At 67.7% G+C, this 24,649-nt stretch carries 20 protein-coding genes; 12 read left to right on the forward strand and 8 right to left on the reverse strand.

The window, feature by feature from the left end; translation table 11 throughout:
- Window positions 1-524 precede the first annotated feature (524 nt).
- The 5 genes from BQ7106_RS11060 (at window position 525) to BQ7106_RS10100 (ending at window position 9,234) form a co-directional block, all read left to right on the forward strand.
- The gene (locus BQ7106_RS11060) at window positions 525-2,489 is read left to right on the forward strand and encodes an S-layer homology domain-containing protein (RefSeq protein ID WP_159431287.1); all 1,965 of its coding nucleotides are present in this window, start codon (window positions 525-527) and stop codon (window positions 2,487-2,489) included.
- A gap of 216 nt (window positions 2,490-2,705) precedes the next feature.
- Window positions 2,706-3,695 (forward strand): P-loop NTPase family protein, encoded by a 990-nt coding sequence (locus BQ7106_RS10085; RefSeq protein WP_129583850.1) that lies wholly within the window; start codon window positions 2,706-2,708, stop codon window positions 3,693-3,695.
- Window positions 3,696-3,967: 272 nt separating this feature from the next.
- On the forward strand, window positions 3,968-7,408 hold the full coding sequence (locus BQ7106_RS10090; protein ID WP_072375085.1) for an S-layer homology domain-containing protein: 3,441 nt from the start codon (window positions 3,968-3,970) through the stop codon (window positions 7,406-7,408).
- Window positions 7,409-7,864: 456 nt separating this feature from the next.
- Complete coding sequence (locus BQ7106_RS10095) at window positions 7,865-8,374, forward strand: helix-turn-helix domain-containing protein (RefSeq protein WP_072370045.1); 510 nt, start codon at window positions 7,865-7,867, stop codon at window positions 8,372-8,374.
- Between the two features lie 41 nt (window positions 8,375-8,415).
- Window positions 8,416-9,234 (forward strand): IS3 family transposase, encoded by an 819-nt coding sequence (locus BQ7106_RS10100; protein ID WP_240307406.1) that lies wholly within the window; start codon window positions 8,416-8,418, stop codon window positions 9,232-9,234.
- 133 nt (window positions 9,235-9,367) lie between these two features.
- Here the strand turns inward: BQ7106_RS10100 and BQ7106_RS10105 are convergent, their stop codons facing one another.
- Both BQ7106_RS10105 and BQ7106_RS10110 read right to left on the reverse strand, forming a co-directional pair.
- Entirely contained in the window at window positions 9,368-10,780 is a 1,413-nt protein-coding gene (locus BQ7106_RS10105) for an aminopeptidase (protein ID WP_072375101.1), read from the reverse strand.
- 168 nt (window positions 10,781-10,948) lie between these two features.
- Entirely contained in the window at window positions 10,949-11,824 is an 876-nt protein-coding gene (locus tag BQ7106_RS10110) for a hypothetical protein (RefSeq protein ID WP_072375103.1), read from the reverse strand.
- Between the two features lie 195 nt (window positions 11,825-12,019).
- Here BQ7106_RS10110 and fba point away from each other — a divergent pair, with 195 nt between their 5' ends.
- From fba to BQ7106_RS10140, 7 genes are all read left to right on the forward strand, one after another.
- On the forward strand, window positions 12,020-12,892 hold the full coding sequence (gene fba / locus BQ7106_RS10115) for a class II fructose-1,6-bisphosphate aldolase (RefSeq protein WP_072375106.1): 873 nt from the start codon (window positions 12,020-12,022) through the stop codon (window positions 12,890-12,892).
- Window positions 12,893-13,118: 226 nt separating this feature from the next.
- Window positions 13,119-14,717 carry an amino acid adenylation domain-containing protein gene (locus BQ7106_RS10120; protein ID WP_072375108.1) on the forward strand — a complete coding sequence of 533 codons (1,599 nt, stop codon included), beginning with the start codon at window positions 13,119-13,121 and terminating at the stop codon, window positions 14,715-14,717.
- A 6-nt stretch (window positions 14,718-14,723) separates the two neighbouring features.
- A complete protein-coding gene (dltB, locus tag BQ7106_RS10125) occupies window positions 14,724-15,914 on the forward strand; it encodes a D-alanyl-lipoteichoic acid biosynthesis protein DltB (RefSeq protein ID WP_072375110.1) in 1,191 nt (396 codons plus the stop codon).
- Window positions 15,907-16,158 carry a D-alanine--poly(phosphoribitol) ligase subunit DltC gene (gene dltC / locus BQ7106_RS10130; RefSeq protein ID WP_072375113.1) on the forward strand — a complete coding sequence of 84 codons (252 nt, stop codon included), beginning with the start codon at window positions 15,907-15,909 and terminating at the stop codon, window positions 16,156-16,158. The genes dltB and dltC overlap by 8 nt, the downstream gene beginning before the upstream one ends.
- A 142-nt stretch (window positions 16,159-16,300) precedes the next feature.
- Complete coding sequence (gene dltD, locus BQ7106_RS10135) at window positions 16,301-17,509, forward strand: D-alanyl-lipoteichoic acid biosynthesis protein DltD (protein ID WP_240307481.1); 1,209 nt, start codon at window positions 16,301-16,303, stop codon at window positions 17,507-17,509.
- Window positions 17,509-17,676: a hypothetical protein gene (locus tag BQ7106_RS11065; RefSeq protein WP_159431288.1), complete on the forward strand. Its 168-nt coding sequence runs from the start codon at window positions 17,509-17,511 to the stop codon at window positions 17,674-17,676. Before dltD ends, BQ7106_RS11065 begins: the two co-directional genes overlap by 1 nt.
- A 46-nt stretch (window positions 17,677-17,722) precedes the next feature.
- The gene (locus tag BQ7106_RS10140) at window positions 17,723-19,183 is read left to right on the forward strand and encodes a serine hydrolase domain-containing protein (RefSeq protein WP_240307482.1); all 1,461 of its coding nucleotides are present in this window, start codon (window positions 17,723-17,725) and stop codon (window positions 19,181-19,183) included.
- Here BQ7106_RS10140 and BQ7106_RS10145 read toward each other — a convergent pair.
- From BQ7106_RS10145 to sufC, 6 genes are read right to left on the reverse strand one after another with little or no spacing between them, the layout of a single operon-like run.
- The gene (locus BQ7106_RS10145; RefSeq protein WP_072375117.1) at window positions 19,180-19,620 is read right to left on the reverse strand and encodes an RrF2 family transcriptional regulator; all 441 of its coding nucleotides are present in this window, start codon (window positions 19,618-19,620) and stop codon (window positions 19,180-19,182) included. The two genes, BQ7106_RS10140 and BQ7106_RS10145, sit on opposite strands and share 4 nt — an antisense overlap.
- 51 nt (window positions 19,621-19,671) lie before the next feature.
- The gene (gene sufU / locus BQ7106_RS10150; protein ID WP_083527018.1) at window positions 19,672-20,106 is read right to left on the reverse strand and encodes a Fe-S cluster assembly sulfur transfer protein SufU; all 435 of its coding nucleotides are present in this window, start codon (window positions 20,104-20,106) and stop codon (window positions 19,672-19,674) included.
- Window positions 20,093-21,331 carry an aminotransferase class V-fold PLP-dependent enzyme gene (locus tag BQ7106_RS10155; protein WP_072375119.1) on the reverse strand — a complete coding sequence of 413 codons (1,239 nt, stop codon included), beginning with the start codon at window positions 21,329-21,331 and terminating at the stop codon, window positions 20,093-20,095. Before BQ7106_RS10155 ends, sufU begins: the two co-directional genes overlap by 14 nt.
- Complete coding sequence (locus BQ7106_RS10160; RefSeq protein ID WP_083527051.1) at window positions 21,325-22,419, reverse strand: SufB/SufD family protein; 1,095 nt, start codon at window positions 22,417-22,419, stop codon at window positions 21,325-21,327. Before BQ7106_RS10160 ends, BQ7106_RS10155 begins: the two co-directional genes overlap by 7 nt.
- On the reverse strand, window positions 22,419-23,840 hold the full coding sequence (gene sufB, locus BQ7106_RS10165) for a Fe-S cluster assembly protein SufB (RefSeq protein WP_072375123.1): 1,422 nt from the start codon (window positions 23,838-23,840) through the stop codon (window positions 22,419-22,421). Before sufB ends, BQ7106_RS10160 begins: the two co-directional genes overlap by 1 nt.
- Window positions 23,837-24,634: a Fe-S cluster assembly ATPase SufC gene (sufC, locus tag BQ7106_RS10170; RefSeq protein ID WP_072375127.1), complete on the reverse strand. Its 798-nt coding sequence runs from the start codon at window positions 24,632-24,634 to the stop codon at window positions 23,837-23,839. Before sufC ends, sufB begins: the two co-directional genes overlap by 4 nt.
- Between the last annotated feature and the right edge of the window lie 15 nt (window positions 24,635-24,649).

Here is a 24,649-nt window from a genome sequence, read left to right on the forward strand (position 1 = left end):
AGGTGAAGCTATCTGCGGGTCAATCGGCGGCTACGGGCAATCTCTTCGACAAGCCCTCCGGGACCTTCCAGACGTACGTCCTGTCGTTTGATGTGCAAGATGCAACAAGCGGTGTCGGCCTTGAAGCTTCGGACAACGCGCACGCACGATTGGTCATTCGAAGTCCCAAGGATCTCGAGCTCGACACCGATTGCCTCACTGTTCAAAGTGAGTTCTTTACGATTGCTGACAATGGGATAGTGCGGCAGGATGACGGAAGCTACGTTATAGGACTCGTTGCCAAGGACGAGTTAATTGATGAGGACGACAAGTATACGGATAACGCGGAAGAGGCGCTCAAGGGCCGCAACTCAATCACCCTTGTATATGACATAGCGGCCGATTCGGAGACAGAAGGTTCGTATACGTCGCCAAGTGTTGAGGTGTATGTCTGGGCAGAGCGGGAAAGCAGCATTAACAACTGGTCAAGTGCAGCGTTCCTGACTACATCCGCATCACCGGCGATTACCGTTACCCCTGCCGACATGACAGTTTACGAGGGCGGCAAGGACGGCTATGAGGGCGTCGTCGGCTCCGATGGGCAGATTACCGAGGAGGGTTCTGGCTCCCTGCCGCATCCGCTCTTCGAGATTACGGCTCCCAAGGGAAGCAACATCGACCCGGAGGTTCTTGTCTTCACCAGTGGTGAGGGGACCAACGCGAAGACTTGGAGCGTGGAGAAGGCCGATACGACGTCCGGTGCGGGCACTGACGGTGAGGATTCGCTCTACTACTTTGAGCCGACAGCTGAAGGTCAGGACCCCGTTCGTGTGACGTATACGGGCGCGGACGGCCAGCCGGTGCTAAGCGACGCGTTTGTGCCGACGGCTGATCTCTATACGACCTACAAAATTGACCTCTATCCCGGCGAGAACAATCTGTCCGAGGTGACCGCGAGCGATGATGTGCCTAGTAGCACCGCCTATCCCATTTCCGTCAACTCCGGGACGCTGACTGTTCGAGCGGTCGATGCAGGCAGCCCGAACGAGGTCACATATCCGGTTAAAGATGCCCCCGCCGCCAAGCTGGAGCCCGGCACCGCCGCAGTCTCCGCTCCGGCAGGCACTACCTATACGCTCAACAACACCGATGTCACTGTCCCTGACGACGGAATCGCCCTGCTCTTCGATGGCATCATTGACGATGACACTGCGGAGCGCACGGATGCCCTTCTCAAGAAGATTAACGCTACGAGCGAGACCTCCGAGGCAAAGTACCTCGATCTTGTCGACACAATGAATGGCAACGCGTGGGTCAAGGCAAGCGGGGCCGTTACGGTGTACTGGGCGTATCCGGAGGGGACCGACAAGAACACGGACTTCACGCTCTACCACTTCCCGGGCCTGCACCGAGATGACAGCACGGGTGGATCCTCCGGCTTTGACATTGAGGATCTCAACAGCGTGAAGCCCGAAACTGTCGGTATTACAAAGGGTGACAACGGCATCTCCTTTAACGTTGCGTCCGGTGGCTTCTCGCCGTTCGTGCTGACGTGGGAGAAGGACGAGCCCGATACGCCCGTTATCCCGCCGACCACCTACCACACCATCACCGCGTCCGCGGGCGAGGGCGGCTCGATTAGCCCGTCCGGCAGGGTCACGGTGGCGAACCACGGCTCGAGGTCCTTCTCCATCACGGCAGACGAGGGCTGGACCGTCCAGAACGTCATCGTCGACGGCGTCAACGTGGGGCCGCGCGGCTCCTACACCTTCAGTGACGTCACCGAGGACCACACCATCTCCGTGACGTTCACCGAGGGCAACGCGCCCGCCGACCCCGACGAGTCCGGCGTCTCCGAGTGGTTCGATACCGACGACCACTACGCCTACCTGCACGGCTACGGCGACGGCACGCTCTTCGGCCCGGAGAACCCGATGACCCGCGCCGAGGCCGCGCAGATGTTCTACAACCTCCTGCGCGACAAGTCCGGCGGCGACAGGCCCGTGACGTTCGAGGACGTCCCCGAGGGCGCGTTCTACGCCGAGCCCGTCCGCGTGCTGGCGTCCCTGGGCATGATCAACGGCACCAGCCCGACCACCTACGAGCCCGACCGGCCGATCACGCGCGCCGAGTTCGTGGCCATCGCCATGCGCTTCTCCAACGGCGAGGTGACCGGCGAGAACATCTTCTCCGACGTCCCCGAGGACGCGTGGTACCGCGACTACGTGGTCGGCGCCGTCGGCTACGGCTGGATCCTCGGCTTCCAGGGCGAGGACGCCACGTTCGGGCCCGAGCAGCAGATCACGCGCTCCCAGGCCACGACCGTCGCCAACCGCATGCTCGGCCGCGTCGCCGACGGCGCGTGGATCGAGGGGCACATGGGCGAGCTCAAGCTCTTCGAGGACGTGCCGCGGGGGCACTTCGCGTTCCGCGACATCGTCGAGGCCACCAACGCGCACGAGTACGAGCGCGACGGCCGCTATGAGGAGTGGACCGGCCTGACGGAGTAGTCTCCGCTCCGAGGGGAGGTCCGACGGGGGAGGGGTCCCGCGAGGGGCCCCTCCCCCTGTGCGCGGGGCGGGGCGAGGAGCTTCTCGCCGCCCCTGCGCCGAGACGGAGCATCTTGCGAAAAATGCTGCCGAGAGGGCCCCGTTTTTGCAAATCGCTCTGTTTCGGTGCCGGAGTCGCTCTCGGCCGCCGGTCTCCGCAGCCCTCCCCGCGCGGACTTGACACTTTGCCCTGACATCAATGTCAAGTCGGGCCCGCGCGGCGTGGGCAAGACGGTTCTTCTCGCTTATCTTGCCTCGCATTCCCGCGAGAGCGGATGGGTTGCCGCAAACGTCACCTCCCGTCCGGGCATGCTCGAGGACATCATCGAGCGGGCGACCGATGCCGCTGACGAGCTCGTGTCGTCTGCTCCCAGCGTCAGGATAACGTCCGTCAACGTGCCCGTGCTGTTTGGGGCGACGTGGGAGTATCGCGACCCGGAATCGGGCAACTGGCGGACGAGGATGAACCGTCTGCTCGACAGGCTTCAGGAGAGGGGGATTGGGCTCCTCATCACCATTGACGAGATTGACCCGTCGCTTGACGAGCTCATAGACTTTGCGTCCACCTATCAGCACTTCGTCAGGGAGAATCGTCGGGTGGCGCTCTTCATGGCGGGTCTTCCGGCAAGCGTTTCGGCGCTTCTCTCGGACAAGTCGGCATCCTTCCTAAGGCGTGCGGCGCAGCACCAGCTCGGACGCATAGACGATGCGGACGTGCGAGCCGCCTTTCTCGAGACCGTCGAGGACGCAGGGAAGGCCATCGACGAGGGGGCGCTCGCGGAGGCGGTCCGAGCGACGGACGGCTTTGCCTACATGATGCAGTTCGTGGGCTTTAGGATGTGGGCGGAGGCTCGCGGTCGGTCACGCATCGAGCCCGAGGACGCGCGTCGCGGGGCGGCGCGCGCTCGTGAGGACTTCATCTCTGGCGTCGTTCGCAAGACGTGCCAGGAGCTCTCCGAGGGTGACCTCGCGTTTCTGGGGGCGATGCTACCCGACGGAGAAGGGCCGAGCAGCGTCGCGGATGCGGCGAGCCGCATGGGAAAGACGGCCAACTACGCGCGAGTGTACCGGTCGCGTCTCATGGAGCAGGGGGTCATCACGACGGCGGCTCGTGGGCTCGTGCGCTTTGACATGTCGCTGCTGCGCGAGTTCCTCCTCGAGGAGTGAGTCGTTCGTCGCGCTGCGTGCGGTGCGTCACGTTTTCGGGTTGGGCGGTTGACGCTGGCGTCAGGCTACAGCGTCAAGTTTCGGGCTAGACGGACCGTCGGGGCGTATGGCGACGCCGCTCGCGTTGGTTGACGCGGTACGCCTCCCGTACGCGTTGTTGCTGCTGGTACATTATTTCTAGTCCGCTCAGGTCGGTCGTGACAAGGAGGTTCCCATGCACGAGAGTAAGAAAATCATGGGGGGGGGGTTGTCGTAGGACCGCGTCGTGCGTGATGCGACTGCTCCTCCTGGCTGCGCTCGTCGCCCTTCCCGCGACGCTGTACCCAGTGACGGCCCTTGCCGCGCCGGCTGCCGCCGACCCTTCGATCGTGAACGACGTAGAGGGGCTGGAGATCGAGGGGACCGTCGTCACGAAGTACACGGGGACGGCCGCGGAGGTCGTCATTCCGGCGGGTGTGACGGAGATTGACGATTTTGCCTTTCAGAATAACAAGGAGCTCACGAGCGTTGTCTTGCCCGAAAGCGTGAAGGTCATTGGCGAGGATGCGTTCAGAAACTGTACGAGTCTGGCGAAAGTTACTATGCCTGGGGTCGAGAGTACGGGACGTCAGGCGTTCGAGTACACCGCCCTCGTGTCGGTGGACGCCCCTGAGCTCATAACCCTTGGGGAGCGGACGTTCAGGTGCTGCTCCAGCCTCACGAGCGTCTCCCTGCCAAGAGTTCAGGACATTGGCTCGATGGCGCTGTCCGAATCTGCGCTTACGGAGTTCACGTTCCCCTCGAGCGTCAAGAAGGTGGCGGAGAGCTTCCTGTATGCCTCTAATGTGAAGACGATCACCGTGTCACTTGACGTGCTGCTGACCGCTGAGTTCGATAACGCTGCGTTCCGGGGTGCCTTCAGGAAGGAGCCGTACGAGAAGACGCAGGTCATCCTGACGGATGTGGGCGAGGCGGTCACCCTTACCGAGTGTGGGGTAAAGGCTGGCGAGAGGACCGTCGAATTTGAGATTTCTGGCGGGGTATACGACGCTCCATTTTGCGTGACGCAGGTCAAGGCCGAGCAAGGTGCCTCCGGGTTCGATGTCGTGAACATGACCGGTGATGAGGTCATGGTCAACGACGAGCCCGTGCTCACGGGTTCCGTTAAGCCGGTCGACGCCACCAATGACGCATACCTCTACTCGCTTGGCATCGATGAAGGCTATGCGCTCGAACCCGATTTCAGCAACCAGCTACTTAGCTTCTCTACCGCCGTGGAGTACACGGCAGGGTCAGTTACCGTTTGTGCGGTGCCGTCCGATGACGGGGCAACGGTGCGGATTAACGATACGCCTGCGGGCGCGCAAAACGACTGGTCCGTTGTCGTCCCGCTCAAGTCGGGCGAGAACGAGTTCTCCGTCGTCGTTACCGCTGCTGATGGCCAGGCTACCAGGACGTATACCCTCACGGTCACTCAGAAGCCCCGGCCGGTGAGCATCAGCATCGGTACCGCTGACGAGCTCCTTGCCTTCGCCGAGGAAGTGAATAAGGGCTCCTATACCGGTGTCTCTGACGTCAGCGTCGTGCTCACGGCCGACATCGATCTCACCGACATCGACTGGGTCCCCATGGGATGGGATGGCGAGCGCTACTTCTCCGGCACCTTTGATGGTGCGGGGCACAGCATCACGGGGTTGAGCATCGAGCGAGATGCGCAGTGGACCAACGTGGGTCTCTTTGGCTTTAGCGATGGTGACATATGCAACCTTACGGTGAGCGGATCAATTGTCAACGACATCACCGATCAGACTGTAAACATAGGGATGATTGTCGGGCTCAGTTCCGGGTCCGAGGTGACGAACTGCTCTGCGGAGGGGAAAATGACCGGGGCCGCGACCAAGGCGCAGTGCGTTGGTGGCGTAGTTGGTTACGCTGACTCGTCTACGTTGGTTGACTGCGCCTCTAGCGTGGAGATTAGTATCCCGAACGCGTTTTACGTGGGTGGCGTTGCTGGCGCGCTTGTTGATTCGCGGGTAGCCGGGTGTGCAAATGACGGGCCCATCACGATAACTAACGGGAACGCATGCTCAATCGGAGGCGTTATCGGCAATGTTCAGACTAGCCAGGGGTCGTGCTCGGTCGAGCGCAGCACCAACAGGGGAGCCGTGCAAGTAAACGGAGCTATGGGCTGGTATGCCGGGGGCGTTATTGGAGATGCGTCCGACGGCGTCGTGATTGAGCATTGCGCCAACGCGTCAAACGTCTCAGGAAATGCGAGCTGCATGGGAGGGGTCATCGGCTATAGCTACGACTATGGCAATGATGGCTCGTCTCCATCCGTCTCCTTCTGCCTCAACTCGGGAACCGTGGCAAACGGAAGCGAAAGCGGGAAGGCCGGGGGCATCGCTGGGTCCATCACCTGCCCGAGTACGGGAAGTGCCTTGCGTGGGTGCGTCTCTACAGGACAGGTGAGCGGCGGCGCGTGTGGTCCAATTGCAGGGCAGGCTTCTGGCGGGACCGACGGGTCGTTCTCGGAAAACTATCATGTGAGCAGCATCGGCTCGAGCGAGGGAGCGCCTGCGTGTGGGTCCACCGGGGTTGCGCAGGTGACCCAGGAGATCGTGGATACGCTTAATGAGGCCGGCGGAAGCTACCGTCTTGCCGACGATGGTACGGTCGAAATCAGCCCGCTCACCTATACCCTGACGATTGACTACGGCTATGAAGGGAGGGTGGAGGTTAGCGAGCAGCCCAAGGGCGCCGAGGTAGCGCTCGATGCGGGGACTCGTCCGGGATATAGCTTCTCCGGATGGGCGCTCTCGGGCGGCGGTGCCCTTGCCGACGCGTCTTCTGCCCAGACCACGCTTGTCATGCCGGCCTCTGACGTGACGGTTACGGCGAGCTGGAAGGCGAACCCGTACGTCCCGCCCGCGGACCCGACGTACCCGCCTAACGTCTCCGAATCCGAAGGCGGCACGGTCGTCGTGACGCCCGATCGGCCGGGTGAGGGCGACGAGGTCACCGTCGAGCCCGTACCCGATGACGGGCAGGAGGTACGCGAGGTCACCGTGACGGATGAGGGCGGCGAGGCCGTCCCGGTCGCCGACAACGGCGACGGCACGTGGACGTTCGTGCAGCCCGACGGCGCGGTGACCGTCACCGTGATCTTCGGCTGCGACGGCGGGGGGCTCTGCCCGACGCACGGCTTCAATGACGTCGACCAGTCCGCGTGGTACCACGACGCGGTCGACTGGGCCGTCGCCGAGGGCGTGCTCAACGGCTACGGCGAGGGCGGCGAGTCGCTCGGCCCGGTGGCGGACGTCACCCGCGCCGAGATGGCCCAGATGCTCTGGAACCGGGCTGGGCGCCCCGAGGCGGAGGCGGACCTGTCCGCGTTCACCGACGTCGACGCGGGCGGCTGGTACGCCCCCGCGCTCGAGTGGTGCGTGTCCGAGGGGATCTTCTCCGGCTACGGCGACACGTTCGGAACGGAGCGCACGATCTCGCGCGAGGAGGCGGCCACCGTCCTCTGGCGCGTTGCCGGCTCCCCCGAGGCAGACGCCGACCTCTCCGGCTACGGCGACGCGTCGAGGGTCTCCGACTACGCGACCGGCGCGATCGAGTGGGCCGTCTCGACCGGCGTCCTCACCGGCAAGGGCGACGTCGCCCTCGACCCGCAGGCGGGCTGCACCCGCGGCGAGGTCGCCGCGATGATGATGCGCATGGCGCAGTAGCCGCGCGCAGAGAGCGAGCCGCACCCGGGTCCGCGCCCCCAGCCAGACACGCTGGGGGCGCGGGCCTCTCCGTTCCCTGCCCGAGTTGTCTACCACAAAATCGGCAACAACTGGGACCTGGAACCGTTCCCACGGCTCTGGAACCCCAGTTGTTGCCGATTTTGTGGTAGATAAATCCAGCTGCCGCCGTCCCCGGCCCCACCGTCCTTCTCGCCCCATGCGCCGAGACGGAGCATCGTGCGAAAAACGCCGCCGATTCGGCCCCTTTTTCGCAATCCGCTCCGTTTCGTTGCCGGCACCGTCCCCGGCCGTCGGCCCGCGCGGGGGAGTTGACACTTTGCCCTGACACCAGTGTCAAGTCGGACACCAGTGTCAAGTCGGCCCCGCGCCCCGTGGTGGAACTGCCTCCCATTTCTTGGACTGAAAAGTAAAGTCCGAGGGATGGGAGGCTTTCTCATGTCGACCGACCAGCGCTTGAGGCACGACACGTCGCTCAGGGGGCGCGCCGCGGACCTCTTCGCGAGGGGGCTGGGGAGGGCGGCCGTTGCCGGCCTCCTCGGCGTCCCCGAGGAGGCCGTGAGAAAATGGCAGTACACCTACCGGGCCGCGGGAAGGGACGGGCTGCTGAGGATGGGCGCGGGCAAGGCGAGGTACGACTACGAGACGAAGGTCGCCGCGGCGAGCGCCGTGGTCGACGGCGGGATGTCCAAGCCCGAGGCGATGGAGCGCTTCGGGGTGGCGAGCCTGTCGCCGCTGAAGGAGTGGTGCCGGCTCTACCGCGCGGGCGGCGCGGAGGCCCTGCGGCCCAGGCCCAGGGGCAGGCCGCGCAAGGCTCCCGGCGCCCCGGCGACGCGCGAGGAGGAGCTCGAGCGCGAGGTCCGCAGGCTCGAGGCGCAGGTGGCGTACCTAAAAAAATCGATAGCCCTGAAGGCGGAGCTGCGCTCCCGAGGCGGGAGAAGGCCCTAGCGGTCGCCGAGCTTTCAGGGCTGGGGCACGACCTGGCCGACCTGCTGGGGGCCGCCGGCCTCGCCAGGTCCACATACTATTACGCGCTCGCGCACCCCAAGGGCCCGACCAGGCCCGAGCTCCGGCCGCGCGTCGCCGAGATCTTCGGGAGGCTCCCGAACGGCGTCGGGCACCGCCAGGTCGCCATGGAGCTGCGCGCCGTGGACGGCGCCCGCATAGCCGACAAGACCGTCCTCAAGATGATGCGCGAGATGGGCCTGCGCTGCGGCATCCGCCGCGAGACCGACTACCACAGGTACAACTCCTACAGGGGCGTCGTCGGCGAGGTGTTCGAGAACGTGCTCGGGCGCGACTTCGAGGCGGACGGCCCGTGGCAGAAGATGGGGACGGACGTCACCGAGTTCAGGCTCTCCTTCGGCAAGGCCTACCTCGCGCCGGTGTACGACTTCGGGAGCAAGGAGATCGTGGCGCACTCGATCTCGGAGCACCCCGACCTCGAGCAGCAGCGCGAGATGCTCTCCATGCTCGCGGAGGCCAAGCCCGCGTGGGCCAGCCCGGTCATGCAGACGGACATGGGCTGGCAGTACCAGCACGCCGAGTTCGTCGCCGCGCTCGAGGGGATGGGGATCGTCCAGAGCATGTCGCGCAAGGGCAACTGCATCGACAACGGCGCCACCGAGCAGGTGTTCGGACACATCAAGGACGAGTTCCTCCGCGGGCGCGACTGGGACACGTTCGAGGGGTTCAAGGCGGACCTCGAGGCCTACATCCATCACTGGAACCACGTGAGGCGCCAGGTCAGGCTGAAGGGCCTGACCCCGGTGGAGTTCCGGGAGCAGGCCCTTCGCGACGCCGCATAGCGGCTATTATTTATGCGTCCAAGTTTTGGGGCGCAGTTCAGGTATGGGGAGCGGGGCCGAACTTGTGGGTGCCAGTTTTGCTTGCCCGGTGCGAACTTGACACTTTGCCCTGTCACCAGTGTCAGAACAGGTGTTAGGCGAGCTTGAGGAACTCCTGGTAGCCGCGATAGGCCTCGTAGACGTCGGCCTTGCTCGTGGCCTCCCACGGCGCGTGCATGGAGAGCACGGGCACGCCGCAGTCGATCACGTTCATGCCGTAGGTCGCGAGGATGTAGGCGATCGTGCCGCCGCCGCCCGCGTCGACCTTGCCGAGCTCGGCGGTCTGCCAGTGCACGCCGCCCTCGTCCATGACGCGGCGGATGGTGGCCACGTACTCGGCGTCGGCGTCGTTGGAGCCGCCCTTGCCGCCGCGGCCGGTGAACTTGTTGAATGTGAGGCCGTGGCCCAGGTACGCGGAGTTCTTCGGCTCGAAGACGCTCGCGAACGCGGGGTCGAAGCCGGCCGAGACGTCGCTCGAGAGCATGTTGGAGCTCGCGAGGCAGCGGCGCAGGGCGAGCGGGCCGGTCTCGCCGGCGAGCTCGAGCACCTCGGCCATGGTGTCCTCGAAGAAGTGGCTCGTCATGCCGGTGGCGCCCACCGAGCCGATCTCCTCCTTGTCGACGAGCAGGGTGACGGCGGTGCGCGCGGGCGCCTCGCAGTCGAGCTGCGCCACGAGGCTCGTGTAGGCGCAGACGCGGTCGTCCTGGCCGTAGCCCAAGATCATGGAGCGGTCGAGGCCGAGGTCGCGGGCGGCGCCGGCGGGGACGATCTCGAGCTCCGCGGAGAGCAGGTCCTCCTCGTCGATGCCGAGGGTCTCGCTCAGGACGCGGACCACGCCGGCCTTGACCGGGCTCTTCTCGGCCTCGGCGTCCTTCTCGCCATCGGCCTCGGCGTCGATCACGAGCGGGCGGTTGCCCACGAGCACGTCGAGCATCTCGCCCTCGATGACCTCGGTGGCCTTCTTGGACATCTGCTGGGCACCGAGGTGGGGGAGAAGGTCGGAGATGCAGAAGACCGGGTCGGCCTCGTCCTCGCCGATGACCACGTTGACGACGCTGCCGTCCTTCTTCGCCACGACGCCGTGGATGGCGAGCGGCATGGTCACCCACTGGTACTTCTTGACGCCGCCGTAGTAGTGCGTGTCCAGCGTGACGAGCTCGTTTCTCTCCTCGAGGGGGTCCTGCTTGACGTCGAGGCGCGGCGAGTCGATGTGGGCGCCCAGGATGTTGACGCCCTCGGTGAGCGGGGCGGTGCCCAGGTGGACGAGCATGAGGCTCTTGCCGCGGTTGGAGGCGTAGACCTTGTCGCCGGCCTTGAGCGGCTCGCCCGAGGCGATGCGCTCGGCGAGGTTCGCGTAGCCGGCCTCCTCGGCCATCTGGATGGACGCGGCGCAGCACTCGCGCTCGGTCTTGTTGTCGGAGATGAAGGACTTGTAGCCCTCGCAGAGGTAGTGCAGCGCGTCGAGCTGCTCGGCGCCGTACTCCTTCCAGGCGTTCGGACGCTCCATGGAGCTCCTTTCTCGTGGGTGTGACGTTCGTACCGGGACGGGATTCTATGCCAAGTGGCGCCCGCGGGCCATGCCCGCGCCCGGGCGTCACCGAAGAAACGCGGACGGCGTCGAGCCGTGTCGGGTCACGCCGAGCCGCGTCGGGCCACGGCGCCGCTCCGTCGCGGCCTACTCGGCGCCTGACGCTCCGGACTCGCTCGTGGCGGCTCCGTCGGCGGAGCCCGTCCCCGCGCCGGTGCCGGACGCTCCGTCCGACTCGCCGGACGTGGAGCCGCCCCCGGCGTCCGTCCCGGAGTCGGTGCCCGCCCCGGTCCCGGCGTCCGTCTGCCCGGAGGGGTCGGTCGTCCCCGCGTCGGACTCGCCGCCGGTTTCGCCCTCGTTGCCCGTTGCGCCCGAGGTACCGCTGCCGCCCGCGTCGTCGCCCGTCCCGTCTGCTTGCGGCTGCTCCTCGGCGTCGTCGACCGTCGTCGGGACGTCCTGCCCGTCGGTCGGCGTCTGCTCGGTCGCGACGGGGTCGCGGACGGCGGCGGGGGAGGGGCCGATGCCCGAGCCCTGCGTCGCGAGGCTCACGACGAGCGCGTAGGCGAGGACCACGGCGACGGCCGCCGCCGTGGCGACGACGGCGACGCGGCGGCGCAGCCTGGCCCGCTCGCGCTCGCGCGCGGCGCTCACGACCTCGGGGGGCGCGATCGGCGTTCCCGAGCTCGCCACCCCCGCCGGCGCCTGCCGCGCCGGCATGACGCTCGTGCGTCCCTCACCCGCTCCGGCGCCCGGGGTGTCGGAGGGCCCCTCCGCCGCGTCGCGCGAGGTCAGGTCGGGCGTCAGCGCGCGGATCTTCTCCGCGGACGCGCTCAGGATGTTGCGGTAGACCTGCGCCGCGACCGACGAGGCGACCGCGCCGATGACCGCGCCGATGATGGACCCCGCGATGCCGATCTGCGCCGAGAGGGCAAACGAGGTCGCCGCGGCGAGTCCCGTCGCGACGAGCTGCGAGACCGAGAAGTCGCCCAGAACGCCCCCGCGCCCCGTGTTCTTCTCGCCCATGCGTCCCCCTTCCTCGTAGGTTCCAAGTCACTAACGTACCCGTGACGCGGTCCCCCGCGCGCCGCGGGGCGGACTCTCACGAAGACCTGACAATCTCGTTCCCTGAAAAATGGGCCTGAGACCGATTTCCGCACCGTGTCGCGCTATCATTTAGCAGTACCGTACTTCCGGGTTCTCTAACGTATGGAGGTCAACATGCTCGTCAACGCTACTGCCATGCTCAAGGCTGCTGAGAAGGGCCACTACGCCGTCGGCGCCTTCAACACCAACAACCTCGAGTGGGCATCGGGCATCCTCGCCGCCGCCGAGGAGCTGCAGTCCCCGGTCATCATCCAGTGCACCTCCGGTGCCGCCAAGTGGCAGACCAGCTACAAGGTCGTCGCCGACCTCGTCAAGAACCTCGTCGAGGACATGAACATCACCGTTCCCGTTGCCATGCACCTCGATCACGGCTCCTATGAGGACGTCTTCAAGTGCATCGAGGCGGGCTTTACCTCCGTCATGTACGACGGCTCCCACGAGGAGAGCTTCGACCTCAACCTCAAGCGCACCGAGGAGGTCGTCAAGGCCGCCCACGCCAAGGGCATCTCGGTCGAGGCCGAGGTCGGCGGCATCGGCGGCACCGAGGACGGCGTGACCGCCAAGGGCGAGCTGGCCGACCCCGACCAGTGCAAGGCCATCGCCGACCTGGGCGTCGACTTCCTCGCCTGCGGCATCGGCAACATCCACGGCATCTATCCCGACAACTGGGAGGGCCTGTCCTTCGACCAGCTCGCGGCCATCAAGGAGAAGACCGGCGACCTGCCGCTCGTCCTCCACGGCGGCACCGGCATCCCCGTTGACCAGATCCAGAAGGCCATCTCCCTCGGCATCTGCAAGATCAACGTCAACACCGACCTGCAGCTCGTCTTCGCCGAGGCCACCCGCAAGTACATCGAGGCCGGCAAGGACAAGGACGGCAAGGGCTTCGACCCCCGCAAGCTCCTCAAGGGCGGCCGCGACGCCATCGTCGCCCGCACCAAGGAGCTCATGGTCGAGTTCGGCTCCGACGGCAAGGGCTGGGCGTAGCGAGAAGATCGCGCACGCCGCATAGGTAGCGCCGACGCCCGGTCCCGCACCCCGCGGGGCCGGGCGATTTGCCGCGGGGGACATGCGGGAAACCCCCCGTTTACCGGCCTTTCAGCCTAGCCTATTCTTTCTCGCGACTTTGCGCTGATACGCGAGCGGCGCCCCCTCGCCCCGCTCACGGACCTACCATGCCCCCTGAAACGTGAGACATGGGGGAGGAGCGGTCATGGGAACGTCGGGCAACGCGGTCAACGTGTCGGGAAACGCCCTGCTGGAGGCCGTGGAGAGAACCGCGACGCTCGAGCCGGGGACGCCGGCGTTCAGGGCGAGCGACGGGAGGGTGACGAGCTACGGCGAGCTCTGGACGCTCGCGCTCGACCTCGCGGCAGGCATCCACGGTCACGTGGCAGGGAAGGACCCGGTCATCGTGCTGGGGAGGAAGGATGCCCGTACCGTTGCCGCGATGCTCGCCTGCCTGGCGAGCGGTCACGCCTACGCCCCCGTTGACGCCGACCTGCCCGTCGCGCGCGTCCGTGACATCGCGGGCCAGATGCCCTATCCCACCCTGCTCTCCACCTGCCCCGTCCCCGGGTCCCTGCGCGAGGCCATCCCCGCCTGCACGATGCTCGATGCCGACTCTCTCACCGGGGGCGTCATCGGTGTGGTCCCTGGGCGTGACGCGTGGGTCTCGGGGGAGGAGACGCAGTACGTGATCTTCACGTCGGGCTCCACGGGGCGCCCCAAGGGGATCGAGGTCACGGCTGACAACGTGGCCGCGTTCATGCGCTGGCTCGTGACCTTCCCCGTCATCCGGGACGGCCACCGGGCCTTCCTCGACCAGGCGCACTACTCCTTCGACCTCTCCGAGTACGAGCTCGTGGGCGCGCTCGCCACCGGCGGGTGCCTCTGTGCGGTGGAGGGGGCCGGCGACCTTGACTTTGCGGCGCTCTTCTCGACCCTTGCGGCGTCGGGCACCGAGGTCTGGGTCTCCACGCCGTCCTTCGCGGACCTCTGCCTCGCAGACCCGGGCTTTGACGAGCGCCTCCTGCCGAACCTCGGGCTCTTCCTCTTCTGCGGCGAGACCCTCCACCACACCACGGCAGAGGCGCTGCGCGAGCGCTTCCCCCGAGCGATCGTGGCCAACACCTACGGCCCCACCGAGTCCACGGTTGCGGTGACGTATGGCGAGATCGGTGAGGTGGAGCTTGCCGACCCCGCCCCGCTGCCGGTGGGATGGCCGCGACCGGGCACCGAGCTCAGGATCGTCGACCACGAGACGGGGGAGGCCCTTCCCGCGGGGCAGACGGGCGAGATCCTCATCTGCGGGGACACCGTGGCAAGGGGCTACTACGAGAACCCGGAGAGGACCGCCGAGGCGTTCTTCGAGACGACTCTTGCGGACGGCACGCCGTCGCGCGGATACCGGACGGGTGACCTGGGGCACCTCGACGCGGAGGGGGCCCTGCACTGCGAGGGCCGCCTCGACTCCCTCGTCAAGGTGAGCGGCTACCGCATCGAGCTCACCGAGATCGAGGGCGCCCTCGAGGCCATCCCCGGGGTCGAGCAGGCGGCGGTGGTCCCGCGCGAGAGCCGCGGCCGCACGAGCAGCCTCAGCGCGTACGTGGTGCTGGACCCGGCGGAGCGCTCCCTGATGCGCGACGCCGAGGGGGCTCGGGCGGACTTCGAGCTCTCCCGCATCCTCCGGGCCGAGCTTGCCCGCACCCTGCCCGCCTACATGGTTCCCCGTCGTGTTCGCGTGATCGACGAGATGCCCCTCACGGCAAACGAGAAGGTCGACCGTCGCGCGCTTGCGAGCCGTGGGTGACCCAAGGTGGAGTTCTTTGCCGACCCAGCGTTTTTCGTGCTTCTCGCCGTCGTGGTGGCGGTGGCGGCCGTGCTCGGCCTGACGGGGCACTCGCTCCAGCGCTGGGGCCTCGTGACGTCGGTCGTGTTTCTTGCCTGCCTGCTGGGCTCTGGGCCTCAGACCGTGGCGCTCATTACGTTTCTCTCCGTCGCGCGCGTGGGCGTGGTGTGCCTGGCGGGCCGCCCGCACGACCAGCGGCTCTTCTATGTCGTCTGCGGTGGCACGCTGCTGCCGCTCGTGGTCTACAAGCTCACCGCGAGCAGCGTCTCGCTCTGGGGCTTCGCGGGCATCTCGTACGTCACCTTCAAGGCGCTCCAGGTGGTCTTTGAGGTACACGACGGGCTCATCGGCCGCGACGAGCTGGGCCTTCTCGACTACCTGAGCTTCCTGCTCTTCTTCCCGCAGTTCACCTCGGGCCCCATCGACCGCAGCCGCCGCTTCCTCGCCGACGCGCACCGCGTGCCCCCGCGCGACGAGTACGCCGGGATGCTCGCCCGTGGCATCCTGCTGCTGCTCGCCGGCATGGGCTACAAGCTGGTGCTGGCCCAGCTCGCGCAGCGCTGGTGGGTGCTCGAGCCCTGGGGTGACGGGCCCCTCCTCGCGGAGCTGGCCAACCAGGTGCGCATCACCTACCTGTACGCCGCCTACCTCTTCTTCGACTTTGCCGGCTACAGCCTCATGGCCATGGGCGCGAGCTACTGCCTGGGCATCCGCTGCCCGCGCAACTTCCGCGCGCCGTTTCTGGCGTCCGACGTCATCGACTTCTGGAACCGCTGGCACATCACGCTCTCCACGTGGTTCAGGGACTTCGTGTTCATGCGGCTCACCCGCACGCTCATGCTGAGCGGGCGCCGGCGCGGCTGGCGCTGGGTGCGCGACCGCGTGCGCGTGGCGCAGGTGGGCTTTGTGGCCGACATGCTCGCCATGGGCTGCTGGCACGGGCTCACGGCGGACTACCTCGGCTACGGCCTCTACCACGGGGTCCTTCTCGCCGCCAACGAGTGGCTGCAGAAGCGCTCCGGGTTCTACCGCGCGCACCGGCGCGACCGCTGGATGCGCGCCCTCATGTGGTTCGTGACGCTCCAGCTGGTCATGCTGGGCTTTGCGATCTTTTCCGGTCAGGTTTCCTATCTCGTGAAGGGAGCTCTCAATGGGTGACGCGACTGAGTCGGTGAGGGAGCGGACGCTGTCTCTGCTCGAGGAGGTGTGCGGGGACCCCGCGGTGCGCGACCACCTCGACGACGACCTCTTCGAGCTGGGGCTGCTCGACTCGATGGGGGCCATCGAGCTGCTCGTGGGGATCGAGGACGAGTTTGGGGTGTCCATCGCCCCCACGGAGGTCCCCCGCTCGGAGATGAACACGCCCAACAAGATCGTGGCCCAGGTCGAGGGGCGCGCGTGAGCATGGCTCGCGACAAGAGGTCGGGGCGCCGGGCGGGCCCGGGGGCAGGGCGCCGAACGGGCCCGCCCGGCGCTCCGACCTCTTGTCGCGGGGGGCAGGGCGCCGAACCGGCCCGGGGGCAGGGCGCCGAACGGGCCCGGGGGTGCGCCTGCTCCTGGGCGTGGTGGCGGGGCTCGTGGCGGCGGCCGTCGGGCTCTGCGCGCTGGACGCGGCCCTGCCGGGCAACGGGCCCGCCGACCCCACCAAGCTCTACGACTACGTCTATGCGGACGGCAAGTCAGAGAACGTCGACTTCGTCCTCGCCAACCGGTCCCCCGACTCCGTCCTGTGCTTCGGGTCCTCGGAGTTCTACATCTCCAAGGACAAGGTGAGCATGTGCCCGCAGGCGGTCCTCGGCGAGAACGTGACCGGCCTGGACATGACCTTCATCGGGCAGGGCTACGACCAGAGCCTCTGGCAGGCCATCGCGGCAGGGGCATACGGCGGGCGCGTGAGCGGGGAGAAGGTCATGCTCATCGTCTCGCCCCAGTGGTTCTTTAAGGGCAACGGGGACCAGGACAAGTTCGAGAGCAAGTTCTCCTACTCGCTCTACCGGGCCTTCGCGCAGAACCCGGGCATCTCCCAGGAGACGAAGGACTACGTGCGCCGGCGCTGCGAGGAGCTGGGCGTGGATGCGGGACAGCTCGACGCCGCGTCCGCCGCCACGCCGCTCGACGCCGTCAACGACTGGCTCTTCTCGCTCGCCGACGGCTGGCGCCTGCGCTCGCAGGTGCCCAACATCGTGAGCCTCGCCCCCTCCAAGAGTCCTGCGCGGACGGCGGGGGAGCCCACCGGGGAGCCGGACTGGGACGCCCTGCTCGCCGAGGCGCGCTCGGAGGGCGCCGCCGCCAGCACCACCAACGACTACGGCGTCTACGACGACTACTGGGAGCGCAACCACCAGTACATGCCGGAGCTCTTCGAGAACTTCCACGAGGCGGATGATGAGTACGCTGACCTCGCCTGCTTCCTCAAGGTGTGCGACGAGCTCGGCCTGGACCCGCTCGTCTGCATCCTGCCGGTCCACGGGCCCTGGTACGACCTGGCGGACGTCTCTGCCGAGGAGCGGGCCGCCTACTACGCGCGCGTCCGCTCGATCTGCGACCAGGCGGGAGCCGCCTACGCCGACTTCTCGAGCTGCGAGTACGAGAAGTACTTCCTGTGCGACACGGTGCATCCCGGCTGGGTGGGCTGGGTGCGCATCGAGCGCGCGCTCACGGACTTCGTGGACGGGCGGGACGACGACTTCCTGGGGGGCGCCGGCTTTGGGGACGCCCCGGGACTCGCGGGCGCCTCGGGGGGCGATGCGTGATGACGGAGGGGCAGAACACGGCTGGCGAGAAGAACCTGGCGCGCCTGGCTCGCTGGGCGCCGGTCGGCGCGTTTCTCGCCGTGGTGGCGCTCGTGGCGCTGCTCACGTGGTTCGAGGTCTTCTCCGGCCTCGCGGGTCCGGTGCAGTTCATCTATGACAGCTTCTAGGTCAGGGCGGCGCGGGCTTTGCGGGGCGCCGCGCGCGGCGGCGCTGGTGGCGTCCGTCGTGCTCGCGCTCCTCTCGCCCTGCACCGCCCGAGCGGACGAGGCGCTCCTTCCCTCCCCGGATGACATCGGCGACCCTGGTCTCTCCGAGCAGGAGGTCGCGCGGATCGAGGAGCCCGAGCTCGACCCCACGGCCTCGGGGGCATTGGCCCCCGGCCTGGAGCCGGACGGCGCGGAGCTCGCGGGTCTTCTGGACGACTATCTCGACGAGGCCTTCCCCGCGTGTGGCATGCCGGGGGCGGCCGTGGCGGTGGTGGACGCCGACGGCGTGCGCTACCTGCGCTGCCTGGGTGACGTGACGGACGCCGACCAGACGTTTCTCGTGGGGTCGCTCTCAAAGTCAATGACGGCGGTCGCCGTGATGCAGCTCGTGGACGCGGGGCTCGTCTCCCTGGACGACCCCGCCGGTGCCTACGCACCCGAGCTCGGTGTCCCGGGTTCGGTGACGGTTCGCGACCTTCTCAACCAGACGAGCGGGTTTGGGTACTACGAGTCGCTCGCCGAGGCATCCGTGGGGGAGAGCGCCGGGACCTTCTCCTACGCCAACGCGAACTACGACCTGCTCGGGCAGATCGTCGAGGATGTGAGCGGGCAGAGCTTTGGCGCCTATCTGAGAGGGCACGTGTTCGGACCGCTGGGCATGGATGACGCCTCCGCCGGGTCGGGCGCGGACAGTGCGTCCTGGGCGCCGGGGCACCGCTCGTGGTTCGGGGCGTGGGTCGCGGACGGCTTCGAGCACGAGGAGGGGCCTGACGCCTGGGGCGGGCCCTCTTCGGGCTACGTGCGCGCGAGCATCGATGACATGGCCTCGTACCTGCGCATGTACCTCAACAGCGGCGAGGGGGTCCTCTCGCCTGACGCGCTGCACCAGATGGTCTTCTCGCGCGTGCCCGACCCCGCGGGGGACACCTACTACGGGATGGGGTGGACCACGTTCGCCTGGGACGACGGCGAGCTCGTGATGTCTCATGATGGTCAGGTGGAGAACTACGTGGCCCGCATGTGCGTCATCCCGGGGCGCTCGCTCGGGGTGGTGGTGCTGGCGGACGGGAACGACGAGTTTGGTGGCAACGAGTCGTTCTTCTCGCTTGCCGACGGGGTGACCTCGATTGCGGTGGGCGGTGTGGCGGACGTCCCCGACGTCTCGGCGCGCCTGGCGGAGCATGCACTCTACAACTTTGTCTACCTGGCGTGCGTGTGCGCCGCGGCGGTGCCTCTGGCCTGTGCGCTGCGGGGGCGGCGCAGCCTGGGGGCGGCGTGGGAGGTGGCGCTCCACGTGGCTCTGCCGGTCTCGCTGCTCCTTCTGCCGCGGATGGAGCTGGGCATGCGCCTGCGCGACTTCTGTGACTTCTACCCCGACCAGGCGCTCGTTCTTCTCGCCTGCTGCGTGCTGCTGCTGGCGGGGGGCGTCGCGCGTGCGGCCGCTGCTCGCCTCTCTCGCCCGCGCTAGATGGGCTTGGCGTTGCAGGGGCCGGCGTCATCGGGTCGCACGAGGTCGGCGAGGGTCTTGGAGTCGAGGTAGGACGACGTCACGCGCCCGAGGTCGCGCCAGACGTCCACGGTGGTGCAGCTCTCGCGCTGCGGGCAGAGCTCCTCGTTGGTGCAGTCGAGGCAGCTCACGGGTGCGAGCGATCCCTCCGCGGCGCGCAGGAGCTCGCCGAGGGTGTAGTCGCCGGGGGAGCGCGTGAGGCGGTAGCCGCCGCCCTTCCCGCGCTGGCTCTGCACGTAGCCCGCCTTGTGCATGAGGGAGATGACCTGCTCGAGGTACTTGCGCGAGATGCCCTGGCGCCGCGCGACGTCGCCGAGCGAGACCCAGCCGTCGTGGCTCGCCAGGTCCGCCATCGCGCGCAGCGCGTACATGCCCTTCGTTGAGAACATTCCGGCCATCACGTCACCTCCTCGTGCAAAGGGGACAGGCACTTTTGCACGCCGAGCGTGTCACTGTCGTACCTCGAGCATTTCGTCGAGCGTGCGCCAGGCGAGCTCGGCGCACTTCACGCGCGCTGGCATGTGCGCGATGTCGCGCAGCAGCACGCCGTCCTCGAGCGCGTCGAGCGTGGCCTCGTCGGTCTCCTCGCCGCGCACCATGCGCATGAAGAGGGCGCAGAGCTCGCGCGCCTCCTCGGGCGTCTTGCCGATCATGAGGTCGCTCATGATGTCGGCGCTCGCCTGGGAGATGGCGCAGCCGTGTCCGGTGAACGCCGCCTCCTCGATGGTGCCGTCGTCGGCAAAGCGCACGGAGAACGTGAGCTCGTCGCCGCAGGAGGGGTTGACGCCCTCGTGGCTGCAGTCGGCGTCCTCCAGCTGGTACTTGTAGTCGGGGTGCGAGACGTGGTCCATGAAGGCCGCGTTGTAGAGGTCAGTCACTGCCATGGAAGATCCCCCAGACCTGGGTCAGGCCGTCGACCAGGCGGTCGACGTCGGACGTGTCGTTGTAGAAGGCGAGGCTCGCGCGGCAGCAGGCGAGGTTCTCCACGCCGAGCCACGCGAGCAGCGGCTGCGCGCAGTGGTGGCCGGCGCGGATGCACACGCCTGAGGCGTCGAGGATGCTCGCCACGTCGTGCGGGTGAACGCCGCGCACGTTGAAGCTGATGACGCCGTGGTGGCGCGCTGGGTCCGCGGGGCCGATGAGGTCGACGAAGCCGAGACCCGCCAGGCGCTCCATCGCGTAGGCCACGAGAGCGCCCTCGCGCTCGGCAACGGCGGGAAGGCCCACCGTCTGCGTGAGGTAGGTGAGCGCGGTGCCGGTGGAGTAGATGCCGGCGGCGTCCTGCGTGCCGGCCTCGAACTTCTCGGGCACGGGAGCCCACGTGGCGTCCTGCTCGCGCACCGAGTCGATCATCTCACCGCCGGTGAGCATCGGCGGCATCTGCTCCAGGAGCTTGTGGCGTCCCCAGAGCACGCCCACTCCCATGGGACCCAGCGCCTTGTGGCCGGAGAACGCGAGGAAGTCCGCGCCCAGCTCCTCCACGTTGACGCGAAGGTGCGGGACGGACTGCGCCGCGTCCACGACCATCACGGCGCCCACGGCGTGCGCGGCGTCCGCCAGCTTGCGGACGGGCAGCTCGCAGCCCATGACGTTGGAGACGTGCGCGCAGGCGACGATCTTCGTGCGCGCACCGATCTTCTCGGCTATCTCCTCGTCCGTGAGCGTGCCGTCCTTCTGCGGGTAGAGGTAGACGAGGGTGGCGCCGGCCGCCCGGCAGGCCTCCTGCCAGGGGATGAGGTTGGAGTGGTGCTCCATGATCGTGATGGCCACCTCGTCCCCGGGCCCGAGGACGCAGGGCGAGAAGGACTTGGCCACGAGGTTCAGGGCCTCGCTCGTGTTGCGGCAGAAGACCACGTCGCGCGCATCGGGGGCTCCGATGAGCTCCGCCACCTGCGCGCGGACCGCGGCGATGGCCTCGGTGGCCGCCACGGAGAGGCTGTAGAGCCCGCGCAGGGGGTTGGCATTCATGGTCTCGTAGAAGCGGCGCTGGGCGTCGAGCACGCAGGCGGGGCGTTGCGCGGTGGCCGCGCTGTCGAGAAACGCGATCTCGGGGTGCGCGGCGAGCAGCGGGAAGTCCGCCCGGTACGGGTTCCTCTCGATGTCTACCATGCCAGATCCTCCAGGGTGCTCGCGCCGTGCAAAAGTGCCTGTCCCCTTTGCACGGTTGCGCGGGCCTCGTCGCAGGGAGCGTGCATGAGGGCGTCCTCGTAGACGGCGCGGGCGAAGAGCGCCTCCGCGTCGGCGCGGGAGAGGCCACGGCTGGCGAGAAACGCCAGCTGCTCGGGGCTCACCGAGCCGATCGTGGCGCCGTGGTTGCCGGCGACGTCGTCCTCGTCGCAGAGGATCGTGGGCAGGGTCTTGTTGACCACGTCGTCACCCAGTACGAGCACGGTCTCGGCCTCGTTGCCCTGTGCGCCCTTGGCGCCGTGCACGAGGTCGATCGTGGTGCGCAGTGACTTTTTGGCCGCGTCCTCGAGCACGCCGTTGTAGGCGAGCTCGGAGCGCGTGCTGCGCCCGCGCTGGCGCACGACCTCGTTGATGTCGAGCACCTCCGTGCCGCCCGCGTGGTAGCGGCAGCCGAGGTCCACGCGTGAGCGGTCTCCCGCGAGGTCGCAGGCGAGGCCCAGCGCGACGGTCCCGCCGCCGAGCAGGTACTGGTGCACGTCCACGCGGGCGTCGCGCCCGCACGTGATGCCCACGCTCTCGAGGTGCTGCTGGCCGGCGTCCGCGCCCACGTACTCGTAGAGGTGCACGCGCGCGCCGGCCTCGGCGATCACGCGCAGCAGCGACGCGGAGGTTCCGGCCTCGCCGTCCTTCTCGCCCCCTGCCGCCACGACGATGGTGACCTCGGCGCCCTCACGGACCAGCACGCCGGTGCCGGCCACCTCGTCGGCCCCCAGGGCCACCACGATCGGCTCCTCGCGGCGCGTGCCGCGCGGGACCTCCACGTAGCGGGCGTCCTTGGCCTGGGACTCGACCCAGTCGGTCACGGCCGGGCCCATGCCGCACTCCACGCCCTCGAAGAGGCGCGGCAGCGAGAAGTACACGTCGCCCGCACGTCCGCGCGCGGGGACGGTGAGCGTGATGTCGTTGGTGCGCAGGCGGTTCCACGTCTGCGCGGGGGCAACGTTGACGCGCTCGAGGGTGATCTCGGGAGCGGCGTCGGCGGCCGCGGGTGCCAGGTTCTTCTCGACCATCATCCGATCGCCCCTTCCATCTCGAGCTTGATGAGGTTGTTCATCTCCACGGCGTACTCCATCGGGAGCTCCTTGGAGACGGGGTTGGCGAAGCCGTTGACCACGAGCGTGCGCGCCTCCTCCTCGGAGCAGCCGCGGCTCATGAGGTAGAGGACCGTGTCGTCGGAGATGCGGCCGATCGTGGCCTCGTGGCCCACCTGCGCGGTGGCGTTGCGCACGTCCATCGCGGGGATGGTGTCGGAGCGGGAGATGTCGTCGAGCATGAGGCTCTGGCAGCTCACGCTGCAGCGCGCGCGGTCCGCGCGACGGCCGATCACGACTGAGCTCCGGAAGGTGTTCACGCCGCCGTCCTTGGAGATGGACTTCGTGGAGACGGAGGCCGTGGTGTCAGCGCCGTTCATGATGACCTTGCAGCCGGTGTCGAGGTCCTGCGTGGCGCCGGCGAAGGTGATGCCGGTGAACTCGCAGCTCGAGCGGTCGCCCGCCATGACGGTGGTGGGGTAGAGGTAGCTCACGTGGCTGCCAAAGGAGCCGGAGACCCACTCCATCTTGGCGTCGGCGCCGATGGTGGCGCGCTTGGTGTTGAGGTTGTACATGTTCTTGGACCAGTTCTCGATCGTGGAGTAGCGCAGGCGCGCGCCGTCCTTCACGAAGAGCTCGACGGCCCCGGCATGCAGGTTGGCTTCGTAGTACTTGGGCGCCGAGCAGCCCTCGATGAAGTGGAGGTCCGCGCCGGGCTCCACGATGATGAGCGTGTGCTCGAACTGGCCCGCGCCCGCCGCGTTGAGGCGGAAGTAGCTCTGCAGCGGGTAGGGGAGCGTCACGCCGGCCGGCACGTAGACGAAGGAGCCGCCGCTCCAGACGGCGTAGTGAAGCGCCGCGAACTTGTGGTCCGTGGGTGGGATCAGCGTGCCGAAGTACTGGTGCACGACGGGCTCCCACTGTGGGTCGTGGAGGGCGTCCTCGATCGTGGTGTAGATCACGCCCTGCTTGGCCACGTCCTCGCGCATGTTGTGATAGACGATCTCGGAGTCGTACTGGGCGCCCACGCCGGCGAGGCTCTCGCGCTCCGCCTCGGGGATGCCCAGGCGCTCGAAGGTGTCCTTGATGTCCTCCGGAACGTCGTCCCAGCTCTTGGCCTGCTTGGTCTTGGGGGAGACGTACGTGGAGATGTGGTCGAGGTCAAGCCCCGAGATGCTCGGCCCCCAGTTGGGCGCCATCTCGCGCGCGTGGTAGGTCTCGAGCGCGGCCAGGCGCATCTCGAGCATCCACTCGGGCTCGTCCTTCTTCTCCGAGATCGCGCGGACGATCTCGGGCGTCAGGCCGTCGTCGTAGCGCTCGTAGCCCTCCTCGGGCTTGGTGAAGTCGTAGAGGGAGCGGTCGACGTCGGCGACCTGCGTGCGCTTGCGCTCCTCGCTCACCGCGCATCACCTGCCGCGGGGCACCCGGGGCAGTCGTCGCAGCGCTCGTCGCCGCGCTCGAAGCGCTCGAAGCCGTTGGCGTCGATCTCCCCGATGAGCTCGGCGGGGCCCTCGGCAACCATGTGGCCCTTGACCATGACGTGCGTGCGGTCGACGGTCAGGCGCTCGAGGATGCGCGTGTTGTGCGTGATCACGATGAGCGCGCCGCCCACCTGCTCGCGGTACGCCTCGATGCCGCGCGAGACGATGCCGAGCGCGTCGACGTCGAGGCCGGAGTCGGTCTCGTCGAGGATCGCCAGCCTCGGCTGGAGCAGCAGCAGCTGGAGCATCTCGATCTTCTTCTTCTCGCCGCCCGAGAAGCCCACGTTGAGCTCGCGCATGAGGAAGCTCTGGTCGAGCTCGAGCTGGTCGGCGATCTCGCCCACGCGCTGGCGGAACTTGCGCGCCGTGGTCTTGAGCTCGGGGCGCATCTGGCAGATCGTGCGCAGGAAGCTGTAGAGCGGCACGCCGGGAACCTCGACGGGAGCCTGGTAGGAGAGGAAGATGCCGGCGAGCGAGCGCTTGTCGGCGGAGAGCTCGGTGACGTCCTCGCCCGCGAAGGAGATGGAGCCCGAGGTCACGCGGTACGCCGGGTCGCCCATGACGACGTGGCCGAGCGTGGACTTGCCCGCGCCGTTGGGGCCCATGAGGACGTGGCACTCGCCCTCGCCCACGACGAGGTCGACGTCGTGCAGGATGGGCTTGTCCTCGGTGCCCGCCGAGAGGGCGCTCACGTTGAGTAGCGTAGATGCCATGGTCCGCCTTTCTTC

This window comes from Thermophilibacter mediterraneus, from assembly GCF_900119385.1.
GTDB lineage: Bacteria > Actinomycetota > Coriobacteriia > Coriobacteriales > Atopobiaceae > Thermophilibacter > Thermophilibacter mediterraneus.

Coding starts and splice junctions, on each gene's coding strand:
- BQ7106_RS11060 (WP_159431287.1), top strand. CDS start 525: ATGACAGTTTACGAGGGCGGCAAGGACGGCTATGAGGGCGTCGTCGGC.
- BQ7106_RS10090 (WP_072375085.1), top strand. CDS start 3,968: ATGCGACTGCTCCTCCTGGCTGCGCTCGTCGCCCTTCCCGCGACGCTG.
- BQ7106_RS10095 (WP_072370045.1), top strand. CDS start 7,865: ATGTCGACCGACCAGCGCTTGAGGCACGACACGTCGCTCAGGGGGCGC.
- BQ7106_RS10105 (WP_072375101.1), bottom strand. CDS start 10,780: ATGGAGCGTCCGAACGCCTGGAAGGAGTACGGCGCCGAGCAGCTCGAC.
- BQ7106_RS10110 (WP_072375103.1), bottom strand. CDS start 11,824: ATGGGCGAGAAGAACACGGGGCGCGGGGGCGTTCTGGGCGACTTCTCG.
- fba (WP_072375106.1), top strand. CDS start 12,020: ATGCTCGTCAACGCTACTGCCATGCTCAAGGCTGCTGAGAAGGGCCAC.
- BQ7106_RS10120 (WP_072375108.1), top strand. CDS start 13,119: ATGGGAACGTCGGGCAACGCGGTCAACGTGTCGGGAAACGCCCTGCTG.
- dltC (WP_072375113.1), top strand. CDS start 15,907: ATGGGTGACGCGACTGAGTCGGTGAGGGAGCGGACGCTGTCTCTGCTC.
- BQ7106_RS11065 (WP_159431288.1), top strand. CDS start 17,509: ATGACGGAGGGGCAGAACACGGCTGGCGAGAAGAACCTGGCGCGCCTG.
- BQ7106_RS10145 (WP_072375117.1), bottom strand. CDS start 19,620: ATGGCCGGAATGTTCTCAACGAAGGGCATGTACGCGCTGCGCGCGATG.
- sufU (WP_083527018.1), bottom strand. CDS start 20,106: ATGGCAGTGACTGACCTCTACAACGCGGCCTTCATGGACCACGTCTCG.
- BQ7106_RS10155 (WP_072375119.1), bottom strand. CDS start 21,331: ATGGTAGACATCGAGAGGAACCCGTACCGGGCGGACTTCCCGCTGCTC.
- BQ7106_RS10160 (WP_083527051.1), bottom strand. CDS start 22,419: ATGGTCGAGAAGAACCTGGCACCCGCGGCCGCCGACGCCGCTCCCGAG.
- sufC (WP_072375127.1), bottom strand. CDS start 24,634: ATGGCATCTACGCTACTCAACGTGAGCGCCCTCTCGGCGGGCACCGAG.